We start from the raw sequence: 16,508 nt of genomic DNA, 5'->3' as shown, positions 1-16,508 counted from the left end.
TCTGATGACAATGGCGGCGGAACCCTGACCCCGTGCCCTGGCGGGCGCGACTACGATGGAATCTCCGCTCCTCCGGCTCAGCGCACAGCAGCGCACCCGCCGTGCTCACCCCCACATCGCTCCAGCTCGGGAAGGCCAGACGTATCCTCATGGCGAACAACATGTCGTTCATCGGCCGTGACATGGCTGTCGACCTCGGCACCGCCAACACGCTGGTGTACGTCAGGGGTCGCGGGATCGTCCTCAACGAGCCATCCGTCGTCGCCATCAACACCAACACGGGCGGCATCCTGGCGGTCGGCTCCGAAGCGAAGAAGATGATCGGCCGGACCCCCGGCAACATCGTCGCCGTCCGTCCCCTCAAGGACGGGGTGATCGCGGACTTCGAGATCACCGAGCGCATGCTGCGCTACTTCATCCTCAAGATCCACAAGCGGCGCTACCTGGCCCGCCCCCGCGTCGTGGTCTGCGTCCCCTCCGGCATCACCGGGGTCGAGCGCCGCGCCGTCATCGAGGCCGCCACCCAGGCCGGCGCGCGCCAGGTGCACATCATCGAGGAGCCCATGGCCGCCGCGATCGGCGCCGGGCTCCCGGTCCACGAGGCGACCGGCAACATGGTCGTCGACATCGGCGGCGGCACCACCGAGGTCGCCGTCATCTCGCTCGGCGGCATCGTCACCGCGCAGTCCATCCGGGTGGCCGGTGACGAGCTGGACAACGCGATCATCCAGCACATCAAGAAGGAGTACAGCCTCCTCCTGGGCGAGCGCACCGCGGAATCGATCAAGCTCACCATCGGCTCGGCCTTCGCGGTCGACAACGAGGAGCACACCGAGATCCGCGGCCGCGACCTGGTCTCCGGCCTGCCCAAGACGGTGGTCATCTCGGCCGCCGAGGTGCGCAAGGCGATCGAGGAGCCGGTCAACGCCATCGTCGACGCGGTCAAGACGACCCTCGACAAGTGCCCGCCCGAGCTGTCCGGCGACATCATGGACCGCGGCATCGTCCTGGCGGGCGGCGGCGCGCTGCTGCGCGGCCTGGACGAGCGGCTGCGCAGCGAGACCGGCATGCCGATCCACATCGCCGAGTCCCCGCTGGACTGCGTGGCCCTCGGCGCCGGCAAGTGCGTCGAGGAGTTCGAGGCGCTGCAGCAGGTCCTGGACGCGCAGCCGCGCAGATGAGTCCTCACGGTCCGTCGTACGGGTGAAGTCCCGCCCGTACGCCGGATCGTTCTACCTCCCGGGCGGGCCCGTCGGGCCCACGGGCTCACACGCTCTGACGAGGAAGGCACGGACTGGCCCCCGTGAGGGACACACGAGAGAGCCGGCTTCTGCTGGTGCTGCTGGTGGCGATCGCTTTCGCGCTGATCACCGTCGACATCCGCGGCGGTGAGGACTCACCGCTGGACGGCGCCCGGTCCGCCGCGGCCGCCGTCTTCGGCCCCGTCGAGGACGGGGTCGCGGCGGCTGTCGACCCGGTGGACAACGCCGTGGACGCGGTACGCGACTCAGGCGACCGGAGCAGCCGGATCAGCGAACTGGAGCGGGAGAACGCCGAGCTGAAGCAGCAGCTCGGCAGCAAGGACGTCACGCGCGAGCGGGCCCGCGAACTCGACAAGCTGCTCAAGCTCGCCGGAGCCGGCCAGTACCGGGTCAAGGGCGCGCAGGTCATCGCGATAGGAGCCGCCCAGGGCTTCTCCTGGACGGTCACCATCGACTCCGGTGCCAACGACGGCATCCAGCGCGACATGACCGTGGTCAACGGGGACGGCCTGGTCGGCCGGGTCACCACCGTCGGCCCGTCGACCTCGACCGTCCTGCTCGCCTGCGACCCGGACTTCACGGTCGGCACGCGGCTGGAGAAGACCTCCGAGCTGGGCTTCGCGACGGGCCAGGGCAACCGGCCGATGCGGGTGCAGCTCCTCAACGGCAAGGCCCACGTGAAGAAGGGCTCGCGCCTGGTCACCTTCGGCTCCCAGGCCGACAAGCCGTTCGTGCCCGGCGTTCCGGTCGGCACGGTCGTCAAGGTGGACCCCGCCGGCGGCGGCCTCACCCGTACGGTCGAGGTCACCCCGTTCGTGGGCTACACCAAGCTCGACATCGTCGGTGTCGTCGTCCAGGGCCCGCGCAAGGACCCGCGCGACTCGGTGCTGCCGGCCGGGCCCAAGCCCGTCCCGACGGTCACCGTCACCGCGACGCCGAGCGTGAACCCCTCTCGGTCCTCGCTCTACGGACAGGAGGAGGTCCGATGAAGCGCATCCTGTTCTCCACCGGCCTCGTGGTCGCCGGCATGGTCGTCCAGGTGTGCGTCCTGGCCCGCCTCCACCTGCCCGGCGCCGTCCCCGACCTGCTGCTGCTGGTCGTCCTCGGCCTCGCACTGACGTACGGTCACGTGGCCGGCTGCCTCATCGGCTTCGGCGCCGGACTGCTGGCCGACCTCGCCCCGCCCGCCGACCACGCCGCGGGCCGCTACGCCCTTGTGCTGTGCGTCGTCGGCTACATCGCCGGCCTGGTCAAGCCCGACGGCGGCCAGTTGCGGTCGGCCACCCGCCCGATGCTGGTCGTGGTCGGCGCCGCCATCGGCTCCACGGTGCTGTACGCGGCCGTGGGCGCCCTCGTCGGCGACACCGCGGCCCAGCACGTGGGCCTGGGCAAGCTGCTGTTCACCGCCGCCCTGTACGACCTGCTGCTCGCACCGTTCACCGTGCCGTGGATCATGGCGCTGGCCCGCCGGTTCCAGGGCGACTCGCTCACGGAGGACGCCTCCGGCCCCGGCTTCGGCGCCCGCATCGGCGGCCAGCGCTCGAGCCTGCTGGGCCGGGTGGGGAGCGTCGCCAAGGGAGGCCGGCGGCTGTGAGCGGCGCACGCGAGGCCGCCGGGGGGCGGCCGACGACGAGGCACGCGCTGTCGTGCCGAGCGGGTGGAGTAGCGGGAGGGGCGGCGTGAGCAACATCCCCGAGACGGGGCGGACGCCGCGGGTCACGATCCGGCTGGTGGTCCTGCAGATCCTCGTCCTGTCCCTGCTGTTCACCCTCGGCGGGCGGCTGTGGTTCCTGCAGATCCGCGACGGCCACGAGTACACGGCGCAGGCCAACAGCAACAACGTCCAGGAGGTCGTCGCGCCCGCCGTCCGCGGGTCGATCCTGGACGACAAGGGCGTGGCGCTCGCCGACAACGAGACCCGGCTGGTGGTCTCCGCGAGCCGCACCGACCTGCTCAAGCAGAAGGACGACGGCAAGGCGGTGCTGACCCGGCTCGCCGACGTGCTGCACATGAAGCCGGAAGAGGTCCTGGGCAAGGTCCGGCTCTGCGACTCGCAGACCCCCAAGCCCTGCTGGAACGGGTCGCCGTACCAGCCGATCCCCATCACCGACGAGGCCACCACCCAGCAGGCGCTGCAGATCATGGAGCGCCGCGAGGACTTCCCCGGCATCACCGCGGAGCCCACCGCCGTGCGCCGCTACACCGCGCCGTTCGGGTCCAACACCTCCCAGGTCCTCGGCTACCTCTCGCCCGTGACGGACGACGAGCTGACCGCCGCCGAGAAGAAGGGCCGGTCGCTGCTGCGCTCGGACCAGATCGGCCGCTCCGGCCTGGAGCGCACCTACGACAGCGAGCTGCGCGGCACGGCCGGCGTCACCCGCTACGAGGTGGACAACCTCGGCCGGGTCATCGGCAAGGCGGGCGAGACCGCCGCGGAGCCCGGCAGCCACCTGGTCACCAGCATCGACGCGCGCGTCCAGGCGGTCGCCGAGAAGGAGCTCAACGAGGCGATGAAGGTCGCCCGGCAGACCTTCGACAAGGTCACCGGCAGCCTCTACAAGGCGGACTCCGGCGCGGTCGTCGTCATGGACGTGCACACCGGCCAGGTCATCGCGATGGCCAGCGCCCCCACGTACGACCCGAACGTCTGGGTCGGCGGCATCTCCGCCAAGGACTACGCCAAGCTGACGGGCAAGAAGTCCAACTTCCCGCTGCTCAACCGGGCCATACAGGGTCAGTCGGCCCCCGGCTCGACCTTCAAGGCGATCTCCACCTCGGCCGCCGTGAAGGCCGGCTACGACATCAACGGGCGCTACCCCTGCCCGTCGTCGATGACCATCGGCGGCCGGGTCTTCAACAACTTCGAGGGCGAGAGCGCCGGTTCCATCACCCTCGCCCACGCCCTGGAGATCTCCTGCGACACCGTCTTCTACGGCCTGTCGTACGACCAGTGGCTCAAGGACGGCGGCACCAAGCCCAAGAAGCACCCCAAGGACTGGTTCTACAAGACCGCCAAGGAGTACGGCCTCGGCTCGGTGACCGGCATCGACCTGCCCTCCGAGGTCACCGGCCGGATCCCGGACCGCGAGTGGAAGCGCGACTACTACGAGGCCAACAAGGACTACTGGTGCAAGGTCGCCAAGAGCGACAAGCAGGACTACGCCAGCCAGATCGCGCGCGAGAACTGCGTCGACGGCTACGTCATGCGCGCCGGTGACTCCGTCAACTACGCCATCGGCCAGGGCGACACCCTCGTCACCCCGATCCAGATGGCCAACATCTACTCGGCCATCTCCAACGGCGGCACGCTCTACCAGCCCACCATCGGCAAGGCGATCATCAGCGCCGACGGCAAGAAGGTCACCCGGATCGAGCCGAAGGTGAACGGCAAGGCCCCGGCCACCAAGAACACCCTGAAGTACATCAACGAGGCCCTCGAGGGCGTCGTCACCCACGGTACGGCCGCATGGCGCTTCGGCGGCTGGCCGCAGGACAAGATCCCGCTGCACGCCAAGACCGGTACCGCGGAGGTCGCCGGCAAGCAGACCACCTCGTGGTTCACGACGTACAGCAAGGACTACGCGATCGTCATGACGATCTCCCAGGGCGGTACCGGTTCCGGTGGTTCCGGCCCGGCCGTCCGCAAGATCTACGAGGCCATGTACGGCGTCCAGAAGGACGGGGCGATCGACAACAAGAAGGCCCTGCTGCCGCGCCCCCTCAGCAAGCTGCCGAAGATCGACGCCGACGGCACCATCCGGGTCACCAAGGCGGCCTGGGCCGACGTGCCGCAGGGGCCCGCCGCGCCCGGCCACGTCGTCCTGGCGACCGCCGCGCTGCCCCCGGACCGCGGCGAGAAGCTCCTGGCGGGCAGGAGGTACCGGTCATGAGCGCGCAGGGCTACGCGGCGCGGCGCTTCACCCCCGAGCGCGGCACCCTGGGCAAGCTCCTGGCCCGGGACTCGATAGTGCGCCGGATGGACTGGCTGCTGCTCGGCGCCGCACTCGCGCTCTCCCTGATCGGCACCGCGCTGGTGTACTCGGCGACGCGCAACCGCACGGAGCTCACCCACGGGGACCCGTACTACTTCCTGCTGCGGCACATGCTCAACACCGCCATCGGCTTCGCCCTCGCCGCCGGCACCGTGGCGCTGGGCCACCGCCGGCTGCGCGGCGCGGTGCCGGTGCTCTACGCCATCTCGGTGCTGCTGGTGACCGCGGTGCTGACCCCGCTGGGCTCCACGGTCAACGGCGCCCACGCGTGGATCGTGCTGGGCGGCGGCTTCTCGCTGCAGCCCTCCGAGTTCACCAAGATCACCATCATCCTGGGCATGGCGATGATGCTGTCCGCCCGGGTCGACGCCGGCGACCGCCTCTTCCCCGACCACCGGACGGTCGCCCAGTCGCTCGGCTTCGCCATACTGCCGATGGCGATCGTCATGCTGATGCCCGACCTCGGGTCGGTCATGGTCATGGCCGTCATCGTGCTCGGCGTGCTGCTGGCCTCCGGCGCCTCCAACCGCTGGGTCCTCGGCCTGATCGCCGCCGGCGCGGGCGGCGCGATCGCGGTCTGGCAGCTCGGCGTCCTCGACCAGTACCAGATCGACCGCTTCGCCGCCTTCGCCAACCCCGCCCTCGACCCCGCGGGCGTCGGCTACAACACCAACCAGGCACGCATCGCCATCGGCTCCGGGGGACTCCTCGGCAAGGGCCTCTTCGACGGCAGCCAGACCACCGGGCAGTTCGTGCCCGAACAGCAGACCGACTTCGTCTTCACCGTGGCGGGCGAGGAACTCGGCTTCGTCGGGGCGACCCTGATCATCGTGCTGCTGGGCGTCATCATGTGGCGCGGCTGCCGCGTCGCCCGCAACGCGACCGACCTGTACGGCACGATCATCGCCGCCGGCATCGTCGCCTGGTTCGCCTTCCAGTCCTTCGAGAACATCGGCATGACCCTCGGCATCATGCCCGTGGCCGGTCTGCCGCTGCCCTTCGTCTCGTACGGCGGATCGTCGATGTTCGCGGTCTGGATCGCGATCGGACTGCTGCAGGCCATCCACATGAAGCGGCCCATGTCGGCCTGACACCGTCCACCGGGTGAACGCACCATTGCGGCCGGGCGAACCCGCGATTAGGTTCCTGACATGGGGAAGCGTGTCGCGGAGACCGAGCGCAAGTACGAGGCCGCCGAGCAGACCGGCGAACCCGATCTCGAAGGTCTGCCCGGGGTCGCGGCCTTGCGCGTCCTGGAACCCGCAGAACTGGACGCCGTCTACATCGACACGTCCGACCTGCGGCTGGCCACCCACCGGATCACGTTGCGCCGCCGCACCGGCGGCGACGACGCCGGCTGGCACCTGAAACTGCCCACCTCACAGACCGACACCCGCACCGAGGTGCACGCGCCCCTCGGCAAACAGGGCCGCAAGGGCGGCCCCAGGGTGCCCAAACCCCTGCTCGCCGAGGTCACCGCCGTCGTCCGGGACCGGGAGCTCGTCCCGGTCGTCCGGCTGCACACCACCCGCACCAGACTCCACCTCGTCGACGCGGAGGGCACGCCCCTCGCCGAGATCGCCCACGACGACGTCCGCGCCACCGTCCTGGACCACGCCGACGGGGCGGAGAACGCCTGGACCGAGGTCGAGACCGAACTCCTCGACGGCGACACCGCCCTCCTCGACGCCGTCGAGAAGCGGCTCCGCGCCGCCGGGCTACGGCGCTCGAAGTCCCCCTCCAAGCTCGCCCACGCCCTCGGCGACCGCCTGACCGCCGCCCCCCGGCCGCCGCAACCGCCCTCCCCGCCCCGCACCGCCGGGGACGTCGCCCTCGCCTACGTCCACGAGCAGGTCACCGCCATCACCGGCTGGGACCCCGAGGTCCGCCGCGACGAGCCGGACTCCGTCCACCAGATGCGGGTCTCCACCCGCCGCCTGCGCAGCGCCTTCAAGTCCTTCCGCCGCGAACTCGACCGCGAGGTGACCGACCCCGTCGGCGACGAGCTGAAGTGGCTCGCCGGGGTCCTGGGCCTCGAACGCGACCGCGAGGTCCTCGCCGAACGCCTCGGCGACCGCCTCGCCGAGCTCCCCGAGGAACTCGTCACCGAGACCCTCACCGCACGCATCGGCGGCGACGCCCCCGTCCACGAGGGCGCCCGCAAGGAACTCCTGCGCGAACTCGGCGGCGGACGCTACTTCCGCCTCCTGGACACCCTGGAGTCCCTGCTCACCGACCCACCCCTGCTCAAGGGCGCCAAGGCCCCCGCCACCGCCGTCGCCAAGGCCGTCAGCCGCGACCACCGGCGGCTGCGGCAGCGCGTCGAACCCGCCCTGGAGAGGGAACCCGGCCACGAACGCGACCTCGCCCTCCACGACGCCCGCAAGGCCGCCAAACGCGCCCGCTACAGCAGCGAGGCCGCCCGGGTCGTCCCCGCCCTGCGCAAGCCCGCCAAGAAGCACACCAAGCGCATGAAGGCCGTCCAGCAACTGCTCGGCGAGCACCAGGACAGCGTCATCTGCCGCGACGCCGTCCTGCGCCTCACCTCCGACGCCCGCGAGGCGGGCGAGGACACCTTCGCGTACGGCGTGCTCTACCAGCTGGAACGCGACCTCGCCGCCACGGCCGAACGGCAGCTGCCCGAGGAATGGCCCAAGGCGGACCGCGGCAAGCTGTCCGGCTGAACCGGCCGCCGGCGACCGTCACCAGGCGCCCCGCGCCGCGCCGAGCGCGGCCGGGGAGCCCTCTGTGACGCGTTACGCTGAATGGTCACCCTTGCCAGCTCACGAAAGACACCTCTGATGCCTGTCGAGTCGGTCTTCCCCCAGCTCGAGGCCCTGCTGCCGCACGTGCAGAAGCCGATCCAGTACGTCGGCGGGGAACTGAACTCCACCGTCAAGCCGTGGGACGAGTGCGACGTCCGCTGGGCCCTGATGTACCCGGACGCCTACGAGGTCGGACTGCCCAACCAGGGCGTCATGATCCTCTACGAGGTGCTCAACGAGCGCGAGGGGGTCCTCGCCGAGCGCACGTACAGCGTGTGGCCGGACCTCGAGGCCCTGATGCGCGAGCACGACGTGTCGCAGTTCACCGTGGACGCCCACCGCCCGGTCAAGGCCTTCGACGTCTTCGGCCTCAGCTTCTCCACGGAGCTCGGCTACACCAACATGCTCACGGCCCTGGACCTCGCGGGCATCCCGCTGGAGGCCCGGGACCGCACCGAGGACCACCCGGTCGTGCTCGCCGGAGGCCACGCGGCCTTCAACCCCGAGCCCATCGCGGACTTCCTCGACGCCGCGGTGATCGGCGACGGCGAGCAGGCCGTCCTGGAGATCACCGACGTGATCCGCGCCTGGAAGGCCGAGGGCCGCCCCGGCGGCCGCGACGAGCTGCTCTTCCGGCTGGCCCGCACCGGCGGGGTGTACGTGCCCAAGTTCTACGACGTGGAGTACCTGGCCGACGGCCGGATCGCCCGCGTCGTCCCCAACCGCTCCGGCGTGCCGTGGCGGGTGTCCAAGCACACCGTCATGGACCTCGACGAGTGGCCCTACCCCAAGCAGCCGCTGGTCCCGCTCGCGGAGACCGTCCACGAGCGGATGTCCGTGGAGATCTTCCGCGGCTGCACCCGCGGCTGCCGCTTCTGCCAGGCCGGCATGATCACCCGCCCGGTGCGCGAGCGCAGCATCACCGGCATCGGCGAGATGGTCGACAAGGGCCTGAAGGCCACCGGGTTCGAGGAGGTCGGCCTGCTGTCGCTGTCCTCCGCCGACCACTCCGAGATCGCCGACGTCGCCAAGGGCCTCGCCGACCGGTACACGGAGGACAAGATCGGCCTGTCCCTGCCCTCCACCCGCGTCGACGCCTTCAACATCGACCTGGCCAACGAGCTGACCCGCAACGGCCGCCGCTCCGGCCTCACCTTCGCCCCGGAGGGCGGCTCCGAGCGCATCCGCAAGGTCATCAACAAGATGGTCTCGGAGGAGGACCTGATCCGCACGGTCGCCACCGCCTACGGCAACGGCTGGCGCCAGGTGAAGCTGTACTTCATGTGCGGTCTGCCCACCGAGACCGACGAGGACGTGCTGCAGATCGCCGACATGGCGAAGAACGTCATCCAGAAGGGCCGCGAGGTCACCGGTCAGAACGACATCCGCGCCACGGTGTCGATCGGCGGGTTCGTGCCCAAGCCGCACACCCCGTTCCAGTGGGCCCCGCAGCTCGGCGTCGAGGAGACCGACGCCCGCCTGGAGAAGCTGCGCGACGCCATCCGCGGCGACCGGAAGTACGGCCGCAACATCGGCTTCCGCTACCACGACGGCAAGCCCGGCATCATCGAGGGCCTGCTCTCCCGCGGCGACCGCCGCGTGGGCGCCGTCATCCGCGCCGTCTACGAGGACGGCGGCCGCTTCGACGGCTGGCGCGAGCACTTCTCGTACGACCGCTGGCTCCGCATGTGCGAGAAGGCGCTCCCGGAGCAGGGCGTCGACCTCGCCTGGTACACCACGCGGGAGCGCACGTACGAGGAGGTCCTGCCCTGGGACCACCTGGACTCGGGCCTCGACAAGGACTGGCTCTGGGAGGACTGGCAGGACGCCCTCGACGAGACCGAGGTCGAGGACTGCCGCTGGACGCCCTGCTTCGATTGTGGGGTGTGTCCTCAGATGCAGACCTCCATCCAGATCGGCCCCACCGGCAAGAAGCTGCTGCCGCTGACCGTGGTGAAGTAGCGGTGAAGTAGCGGTTCGCCGAGCACTCGAAGGCCCCCGCCGGCATGGCGGGGGCCTTCGTGCGTCCGGGGCGGGACGACGCGTCAGGCCGGCTCCGCGGCACGGCCGTTGACCCGCGAGGTCCGTGCCGGGAGGGGGGAGGTGAACGCGGGGCTCCGGGCGTACCGTTCGGGGATGGAGGAGCGGGGGAGCGCCGGCGGGTACGGCGAGAGCGGGGACGGGGACGGGTGCCTGACGGTGGCGGTCAGGATGCCGGCGCGGATCGTGGCGCTGGTGGTCGTGCTGCCGCTGCGCATCGCGTGGGACGCCTTGGCGGCGTCGGGGCGGGCGTCGGGGCGGTTGGGGCGGTGGCTGGTCGGGGTGTGCGTGGTCGCCCCCTTGACGGCGCTGTGGCGGTACGTGCTGGCCCCGGTGGGACGGGCCGTGGGGGCGGCCGTGGTCTGGGTGGTCCGGCTGCTGGTCGTGGTGCCGGTGGTGGGGCTGTGGCGGTACGTGCTGGTGCCGGTGGGCGTGGGGGTGGTGTGGGCGGTCCGGACGTTGGTGGTGGTGCCCTTGGCGGCGCTGTGGCGGCGTGTGCTGGTGCCGCTGGCCACCGGGGCGGTGCGGCTGCTGGTCGTGCTGCCGGCGGTGGGGCTGTGGCGGTACGTGCTGGTGCCGGTGGGCGTGGGGGTGGTGTGGGCGGTCCGGACGCTCGTGGTGGTGCCCCTGGCGGCGCTGTGGCGGCGTGTGCTGGTGCCGCTGGCCACCGGGGCGGCGTGGCTGCTCCGGTGGGCGGTGCGGCTGCTGGTCGTGCTGCCGGCGGTGGGGCTGTGGCGGTACGTGCTGGTGCCGGTGGGCGTGGCCGTGGTGTGGCTGGCGCGGCGGGCGGTCGTGGTTCCGCTGCTGTTCCTGTGGCGGCGGGTGCTCGTGCCGGTCGCCAGGGAGGTCCGGGACGCCCTGCTGGTGGCCTGGCGGGTGGCGGGGTACGTCTCGCGTGCCCTGGGCCGGGCCCTGAAGTGGCTGGTCACCGTGGTCGTGGTGGTCCCGGTGGCCTGGGTGTGGCACGCCGTCGTGCTGCCCGTGTGGCGGCCGGTGCGGCAGGCGGCGGCCGAGGCCCGGCGGGTGGTGCGCGACGCGCTGGCCGCGGTGCGGGAGACCGTGCGCGGGGTGCGGGCCGATCTGCGCGGTGCGCTGACGGGCGCGCCGCGACGGGTGGAGCGCGGTGCGGGCGCCGTGGGGAACCGGAAGGCCGGAACCCCCAGTAATCTGGAAGACGACAAGCAACCCCGTCCGGGGTGACCAGACGCACGAGGGACTGAACGACACTGGGCAAGCGACAGCCCGAAGGCCCGCCGCCCGCACCCGCGGTGCAGCGCATCCGACTGCGCTACACCAAGCGCGGCCGCCTCCGGTTCACCAGCCACCGCGACTTCCAGCGCGCATTCGAGCGGGCGCTGCGGCGCGCCGAGGTGCCCATGGCGTACTCGGCGGGTTTCACCCCGCACCCCAAGGTGTCGTACGCCAACGCCGCACCCACCGGCGTCGCGAGCGAGGCCGAGTACCTGGAGATCGCGCTCAGCGAGGCCCGTGAGCCGGAGAAGCTGCGCCTGCTGCTGGACGAGTCGCTGCCGGCCGGACTCGACGTGGTCGACGCCGTCGAGGCCCGTACCTCGGGGCTCGCCGAGCGGCTGGCGGCGTCGGTGTGGCAGCTACGGCTGGACGGTGTCGAGCGGGACGAGGCCGAGCGGGCCGTGGCGGCGTTCCTCGCCGCCGGGACCGTCGAGGTCCAGCGCATGACGAAGAACGGCGTGCGGACTTTCGACGCGCGCGAGGCCGTCACCCGGCTCGAAGCGGTGGATCCGCAGGTGGCCGGGGCCCAGGACGGTGTTTTCGAACAGGGTGCCGATAGGCCGACGCCAGGAGCTTGTGCGATACTGCGGCTGGTTGTTCGGCATGTGACACCTGCCGTACGACCCGACGACGTCCTGTCCGGCCTCCGTGCGGTGGCCGACCTCGCGCCGCCGGTCCCCGCAGCGGTGACCAGGCTGGCGCAGGGGCCGCTCGACGAGGAGACCGGTACGGTGACCGATCCGCTCGCGCCCGACCGCGATGCCGCGGCGGTGCCGGAGGGTTCCGCCTAGGACCGTCGCCGTTGTGCGGCCGATGCATCCGGGGAAACCCGGGTCCGGCAGCACGCATCAGACGAGACTTTCGTCGGCCCGTCACTGCGGTGCCGACGAGCTATACGACAGCTCCCGTGTGGCGCCCGCGCCCCCCGGGCGGCGGAACCGCGATGACGCGGACCGCCGCGAACCGGACCAGGACGCGGCGCCCGGGAGCGTGACGGGAGATATGCCCGCATGCTCGAGCACAACGAGCCGAACGAGGCGCCCGAGAACGGCGCCACCGAAGCCGCCTCCGGCGGCACCGACAACGAGGCGACGGCCGCACCGCGCCGTCGACGCCGGGCGGCGAGCCGCCCCGCGGGACCGCCCGCGGCCGGCGAGGCCGCGCAGGACGTGACCCCGGGGGCAGCGGCCGCCGGGTCGCCGGCCATACCGGCCGGAGCTCCTTCCGCGGAGCCGGAGGCCGAGGCCGCGCCGGCGCGTACCCGCCGCCGGGCGACCCGCAAGGCCTCCGCCCCGGAGCCGCAGGCGGCCGGGTCCGGTGAGGAGACGGCCGAGGCCGCTCCCGCCCCTACCCGCCGCCGTGCGACACGGAAGGCCACCGCCGCGGCCCCGGCCGCCGAGGCCGTCGTGGCGGAGACGCCTGCCGAGCCGGCCCCTGCCCCCGGGAGCACCCCCGAGACCTCTGGTGCGGAGCAGGCCGGGCAGCCGGCGGCTCCGGCCCGTACGCGGCGCCGTGCCACGCGCAAGGTGACCAGCCCCGAGGCGGCCCCGGCCGCCGAGGAGACGAGCGGCCCCGCGGCCGCCGCCGACACGCAGGCCAGGGAGCTCCAGGCCGACCTGCCGCTGCACGCCGAGACCGCCCCCGCGGCGGAGCAGGCCGAGCAGCCGGCGGCCCCGGCCCGTGCGCGGCGCCGTGCCACGCGCAAGGTGGCCACCCCCGAGGCGGCTCCCGCCGAGGACGTCGCCGTGGCCGCCGCGGACGCGCCGGCGAAGGCGCTGCAGGAGGAGCCCGCGGAGCAGCCCGCCACGCAGCCGCGGCGCGGCAGGGCCGAGAAGCCCCAGGCCGAGAAGGGCCGGGCGGCCCGTTCGCGTCGGCGTACCGCCCCGGCGGCTTCCTTCCTCGCCGCCGACGACGGCTCGCGCCGTCTGAAGCCGGGTGCGCTCGCGCCTCGTGAGGAGGCGGAGGCGGAGGCCGCCGCCGAGACCGTCGTGGCCGCCGCCCCGGAGCGGCGCACCTACACCGCCAAGGCCGTCCCGGACGGTTCCGGCTGGGCCGTCGAGGTCGAGGACGCGTACGAGATCCGCGGCTACGGCGACACGGTCGACGAGGCGCACGCCGCGGCGGTCGTGGCGGTCGCGGAGGCGTTCGGCGTCCCCGCGGACACGATCGTCATCCAGATCCAGCAGGCGCAGGGCGCCGAGGCCGAGCCCGCGGCGGAGCCCGAGGCCGAGCCCGAGCCCGAGGCGGCTCCCGCGCGGGGACGCCGCCGGGTCGTGCGCCCGCCGGTGGCGGTCTTCCAGGCACCGGTGTTCCAGGCCCCCGCCCCGACGCAGGCCGGGCAGGCCGCGCCGGCCGCGGAGCAGGAGGACCACGAGGAGCCCGAGGCCGAGCCGGAGGCCGAGGAGTACGCCGGCGGACGCCGTCGTCGCCGCCGTCGTCGCGGTGAGCCCGCGGAGGCCGTGGAGACCGCGCAGAGCGTCGTGGCCGAGCACGCCGACGAGGAGCCCGAGGCCGTCCACGAGGACGAGGCGGAGGCGGAGGCCGAGGCCGACGAGCACGAGGGCGACGAGCACGAGGGCGAGGGCGGCGAGCGCACCTCCCGCCGTCGCCGTCGTGGTGGCCGCCGCCGTCGTCGTGGTGAGGCCGCCGACGGCGAGGAGGCCGCCGGCGAGGACGAGGAGACCGAGGGCGAGGGCGCCGCGGACGAGTCCGATGAGGACGACGAGCAGGACGGCGAGAGCAGCAGCACCAGCCGTCGCCGTCGCCGTCGTCGCCGCCGTGGCGGCGAGGGCCCGGCCGAGGAGAGCCTGGGCGAGGACGCCCCGGAGCGCACGGTCGTCAAGATCCGCGAGCCGCGCAAGCCGTCCGAGCCGGCCGACGAGGTGCAGTCCATCAAGGGCTCCACCCGTCTGGAGGCCAAGAAGCAGCGCCGCCGCGAGGGCCGCGAGCAGGGCCGCCGGCGTGTGCCGATCATCACCGAGGCCGAGTTCCTGGCCCGCCGTGAGGCGGTCGAGCGCGTCATGGTCGTCCGTGAGAACGGCGACCGCACGCAGATCGGTGTGCTGGAGGACGACGTCCTCGTCGAGCACTACGTCAACAAGGAGCAGGCCACCTCCTACGTCGGCAACGTCTACCTGGGCAAGGTCCAGAACGTGCTGCCGTCCATGGAGGCCGCGTTCGTCGACATCGGCAAGGGCCGCAACGCCGTCCTGTACGCCGGTGAGGTCAACTTCGAGGCGCTGGGCATGGGCAACGGCCCGCGGCGCATCGAGGCGGCCCTGAAGTCCGGCCAGTCGGTGCTGGTCCAGGTCACCAAGGACCCGATCGGCCACAAGGGCGCCCGCCTGACCAGTCAGGTGTCGCTGCCCGGCCGCTACCTGGTCTACGTGCCCGAGGGCTCGATGACCGGCATCAGCCGCAAGCTGCCCGACACCGAGCGCGCCCGGCTGAAGCAGATCCTCAAGAAGATCGTCCCCGAGGACGCGGGCGTCATCGTGCGCACCGCGGCCGAGGGCGCGAGCGAGGACGAGCTGCGCCGCGACGTCGAGCGGCTGCAGTCGCAGTGGGAGGAGATCCAGAAGAAGGCCAAGAGTGGCAACGCCCCGTCGCTGCTCTACGGCGAGCCGGACATGACCGTCCGCGTCGTCCGCGACATCTTCAACGAGGACTTCAGCAAGGTCATCGTCAGCGGCGACACCGCCTGGGAGACCATCCACGGCTACGTCTCGCACGTCGCGCCGGACCTGGCCGAGCGGCTGAGCCGCTGGACCTCCGAGGTCGACGTCTTCGCCACCTACCGGATCGACGAGCAGCTGCTGAAGGCGCTGGACCGCAAGGTCTGGCTGCCGAGCGGCGGTTCGCTGGTGATCGACCGGACCGAGGCGATGGTCGTCATCGACGTCAACACCGGCAAGTTCACCGGCCAGGGCGGCAACCTGGAGGAGACGGTCACCAGGAACAACCTGGAGGCGGCCGAGGAGATCGTGCGCCAGCTGCGGCTGCGCGACCTGGGCGGCATCATCGTGATCGACTTCATCGACATGGTGCTGGAGTCCAACCGCGACCTCGTGATGCGCCGTCTGCTGGAGTGCCTGGGCCGTGACCGGACCAAGCACCAGGTGGCCGAGGTCACCTCGCTGGGGCTGGTGCAGATGACCCGCAAGCGGGTCGGCCAGGGTCTGCTGGAGTCCTTCTCCGAGACCTGCGTGCACTGCAACGGCCGCGGCGTCATCGTCCACATGGACCAGCCCACGACGGCCGGTGGCGGCGGCAAGCGCAAGCGCCGTCGTGGCGGTGCGGCGGAGGAGCCGGCGGTCGCCGGGACCGCCGTCGCCGAGGCCGAGGAGGCCGTGGAGGAGGCGTTCGAGCTGGAGCCGGTCGCCGTGGCGGAGGCCGAGCTGGTCCCCGCCGTCGGCGGGGACGAGGAGTGGTTCAGCAGCCCGGCGGAGGCCGAGGCCGCGGCCGGCCGGCGTTCCCGGCGGCGGGCCTCGCGGCGGGTCACCGCTCCGGTGGGCTCGCCGGACGCGACGGCCGAGATCGTCACCGTCGTCCCGTCGGTCGCCCCGGTCACCGAGCCCCAGGCGGCGGAGGCCGCGACGGCCACCGCCACCGAGGCGCCCGCGGTCGTGGACACCGCCGAGGTAGTGGAGGAGCCGGTCGCCCCGGTCCGCGGCCGGCGCCGGGCGACCCGCAAGGCCACCGCGCCGAGCGCCCCCGCGGGTGAGGCGGCCACGGTGGTCGTCCCCGCGGCGGAGACGGCCGTCCCGGCCCCGGCTCCCGAGCCGGAGCCCGTGGCGGAGGTCCAGGAGCCGGCCGCGCCGGTCCGTCGCCGGGCCACGCGCCGGGCGTCCGCCCCCGCGGGCGCGCCGTCCTCGGGCGAGGAGGCAGCGGTCGTGGTCGTCCCCGGCACCGAGGCGCAGCCGCAGAGCGACACCGCCGAGACCGACACCGCCGAGGCGGAGCCGAAGAAGCGGGCCGCGCGCAAGACGGCCGCGAAGAAGGCGCCGGCGAAGAAGGCCGCCGCCAAGAAGACGGCCGCCAAGAAGACCGTGGCGAAGAAGACCACCGCGAAGAAGACGACGGCGAAGAAGGCCGCGAAGGCCACGGCCGAGGCGCCCACCGAGGCGTCCTGACCCGGGGTCACCGTCCGAGGGCCGTCCCCCACCGGGGGGACGGCCCTCGGCGTGTCCGGCCGGGGA

General features: G+C 72.7%; 10 protein-coding genes. All 10 read left to right on the top strand.

Going from position 1 to position 16,508, the window contains the following annotated elements; all coding sequences use genetic code 11:
* Window positions 1–161 precede the first annotated feature (161 nt).
* The 10 genes from ABZ479_RS12945 to ABZ479_RS12900 all read left to right on the top strand — a co-directional run bounded on the left by ABZ479_RS12945 (window position 162) and on the right by ABZ479_RS12900 (window position 16,442).
* Entirely contained in the window at window positions 162–1,181 is a 1,020-nt protein-coding gene (locus ABZ479_RS12945) for a rod shape-determining protein (protein ID WP_499599351.1), read from the top strand.
* A 122-nt stretch (window positions 1,182–1,303) separates the two neighbouring features.
* Window positions 1,304–2,251, top strand: a complete 948-nt coding sequence (mreC, locus tag ABZ479_RS12940) for a rod shape-determining protein MreC (RefSeq protein WP_500461623.1) — start codon at window positions 1,304–1,306, stop codon at window positions 2,249–2,251.
* Window positions 2,248–2,856 carry a rod shape-determining protein MreD gene (gene mreD, locus ABZ479_RS12935; RefSeq protein WP_499598935.1) on the top strand — a complete coding sequence of 203 codons (609 nt, stop codon included), beginning with the start codon at window positions 2,248–2,250 and terminating at the stop codon, window positions 2,854–2,856. The genes mreC and mreD overlap by 4 nt, the downstream gene beginning before the upstream one ends.
* Window positions 2,857–2,941: 85 nt before the next feature.
* Entirely contained in the window at window positions 2,942–5,152 is a 2,211-nt protein-coding gene (gene mrdA, locus ABZ479_RS12930; protein WP_500461622.1) for a penicillin-binding protein 2, read from the top strand.
* Entirely contained in the window at window positions 5,149–6,345 is a 1,197-nt protein-coding gene (gene rodA / locus ABZ479_RS12925) for a rod shape-determining protein RodA (RefSeq protein WP_500461621.1), read from the top strand. Before mrdA ends, rodA begins: the two co-directional genes overlap by 4 nt.
* A 60-nt stretch (window positions 6,346–6,405) precedes the next feature.
* Window positions 6,406–7,938, top strand: coding sequence for a CYTH and CHAD domain-containing protein (locus ABZ479_RS12920; protein WP_500461620.1), 1,533 nt, complete (start codon window positions 6,406–6,408; stop codon window positions 7,936–7,938).
* A 117-nt stretch (window positions 7,939–8,055) separates the two neighbouring features.
* A complete protein-coding gene (locus tag ABZ479_RS12915; RefSeq protein WP_500461619.1) occupies window positions 8,056–9,981 on the top strand; it encodes a TIGR03960 family B12-binding radical SAM protein in 1,926 nt (641 codons plus the stop codon).
* A gap of 174 nt (window positions 9,982–10,155) precedes the next feature.
* Window positions 10,156–11,259 carry a hypothetical protein gene (locus ABZ479_RS12910; protein WP_500461618.1) on the top strand — a complete coding sequence of 368 codons (1,104 nt, stop codon included), beginning with the start codon at window positions 10,156–10,158 and terminating at the stop codon, window positions 11,257–11,259.
* A gap of 68 nt (window positions 11,260–11,327) precedes the next feature.
* Window positions 11,328–12,101 (top strand): TIGR03936 family radical SAM-associated protein, encoded by a 774-nt coding sequence (locus tag ABZ479_RS12905; RefSeq protein WP_500461617.1) that lies wholly within the window; start codon window positions 11,328–11,330, stop codon window positions 12,099–12,101.
* A 219-nt stretch (window positions 12,102–12,320) separates the two neighbouring features.
* Entirely contained in the window at window positions 12,321–16,442 is a 4,122-nt protein-coding gene (locus ABZ479_RS12900; protein ID WP_500461616.1) for an Rne/Rng family ribonuclease, read from the top strand.
* The last annotated feature ends 66 nt before the right edge of the window (window positions 16,443–16,508 follow it).

The organism is Streptomyces sp. NPDC005722 (assembly GCF_040630935.1).
In the GTDB taxonomy this organism is placed as follows: domain Bacteria; phylum Actinomycetota; class Actinomycetes; order Streptomycetales; family Streptomycetaceae; genus Actinacidiphila.
The sequence above is the reverse complement of the archived record's forward strand: the minus strand, read 5'-3'. Positions and strand labels throughout refer to the sequence as shown.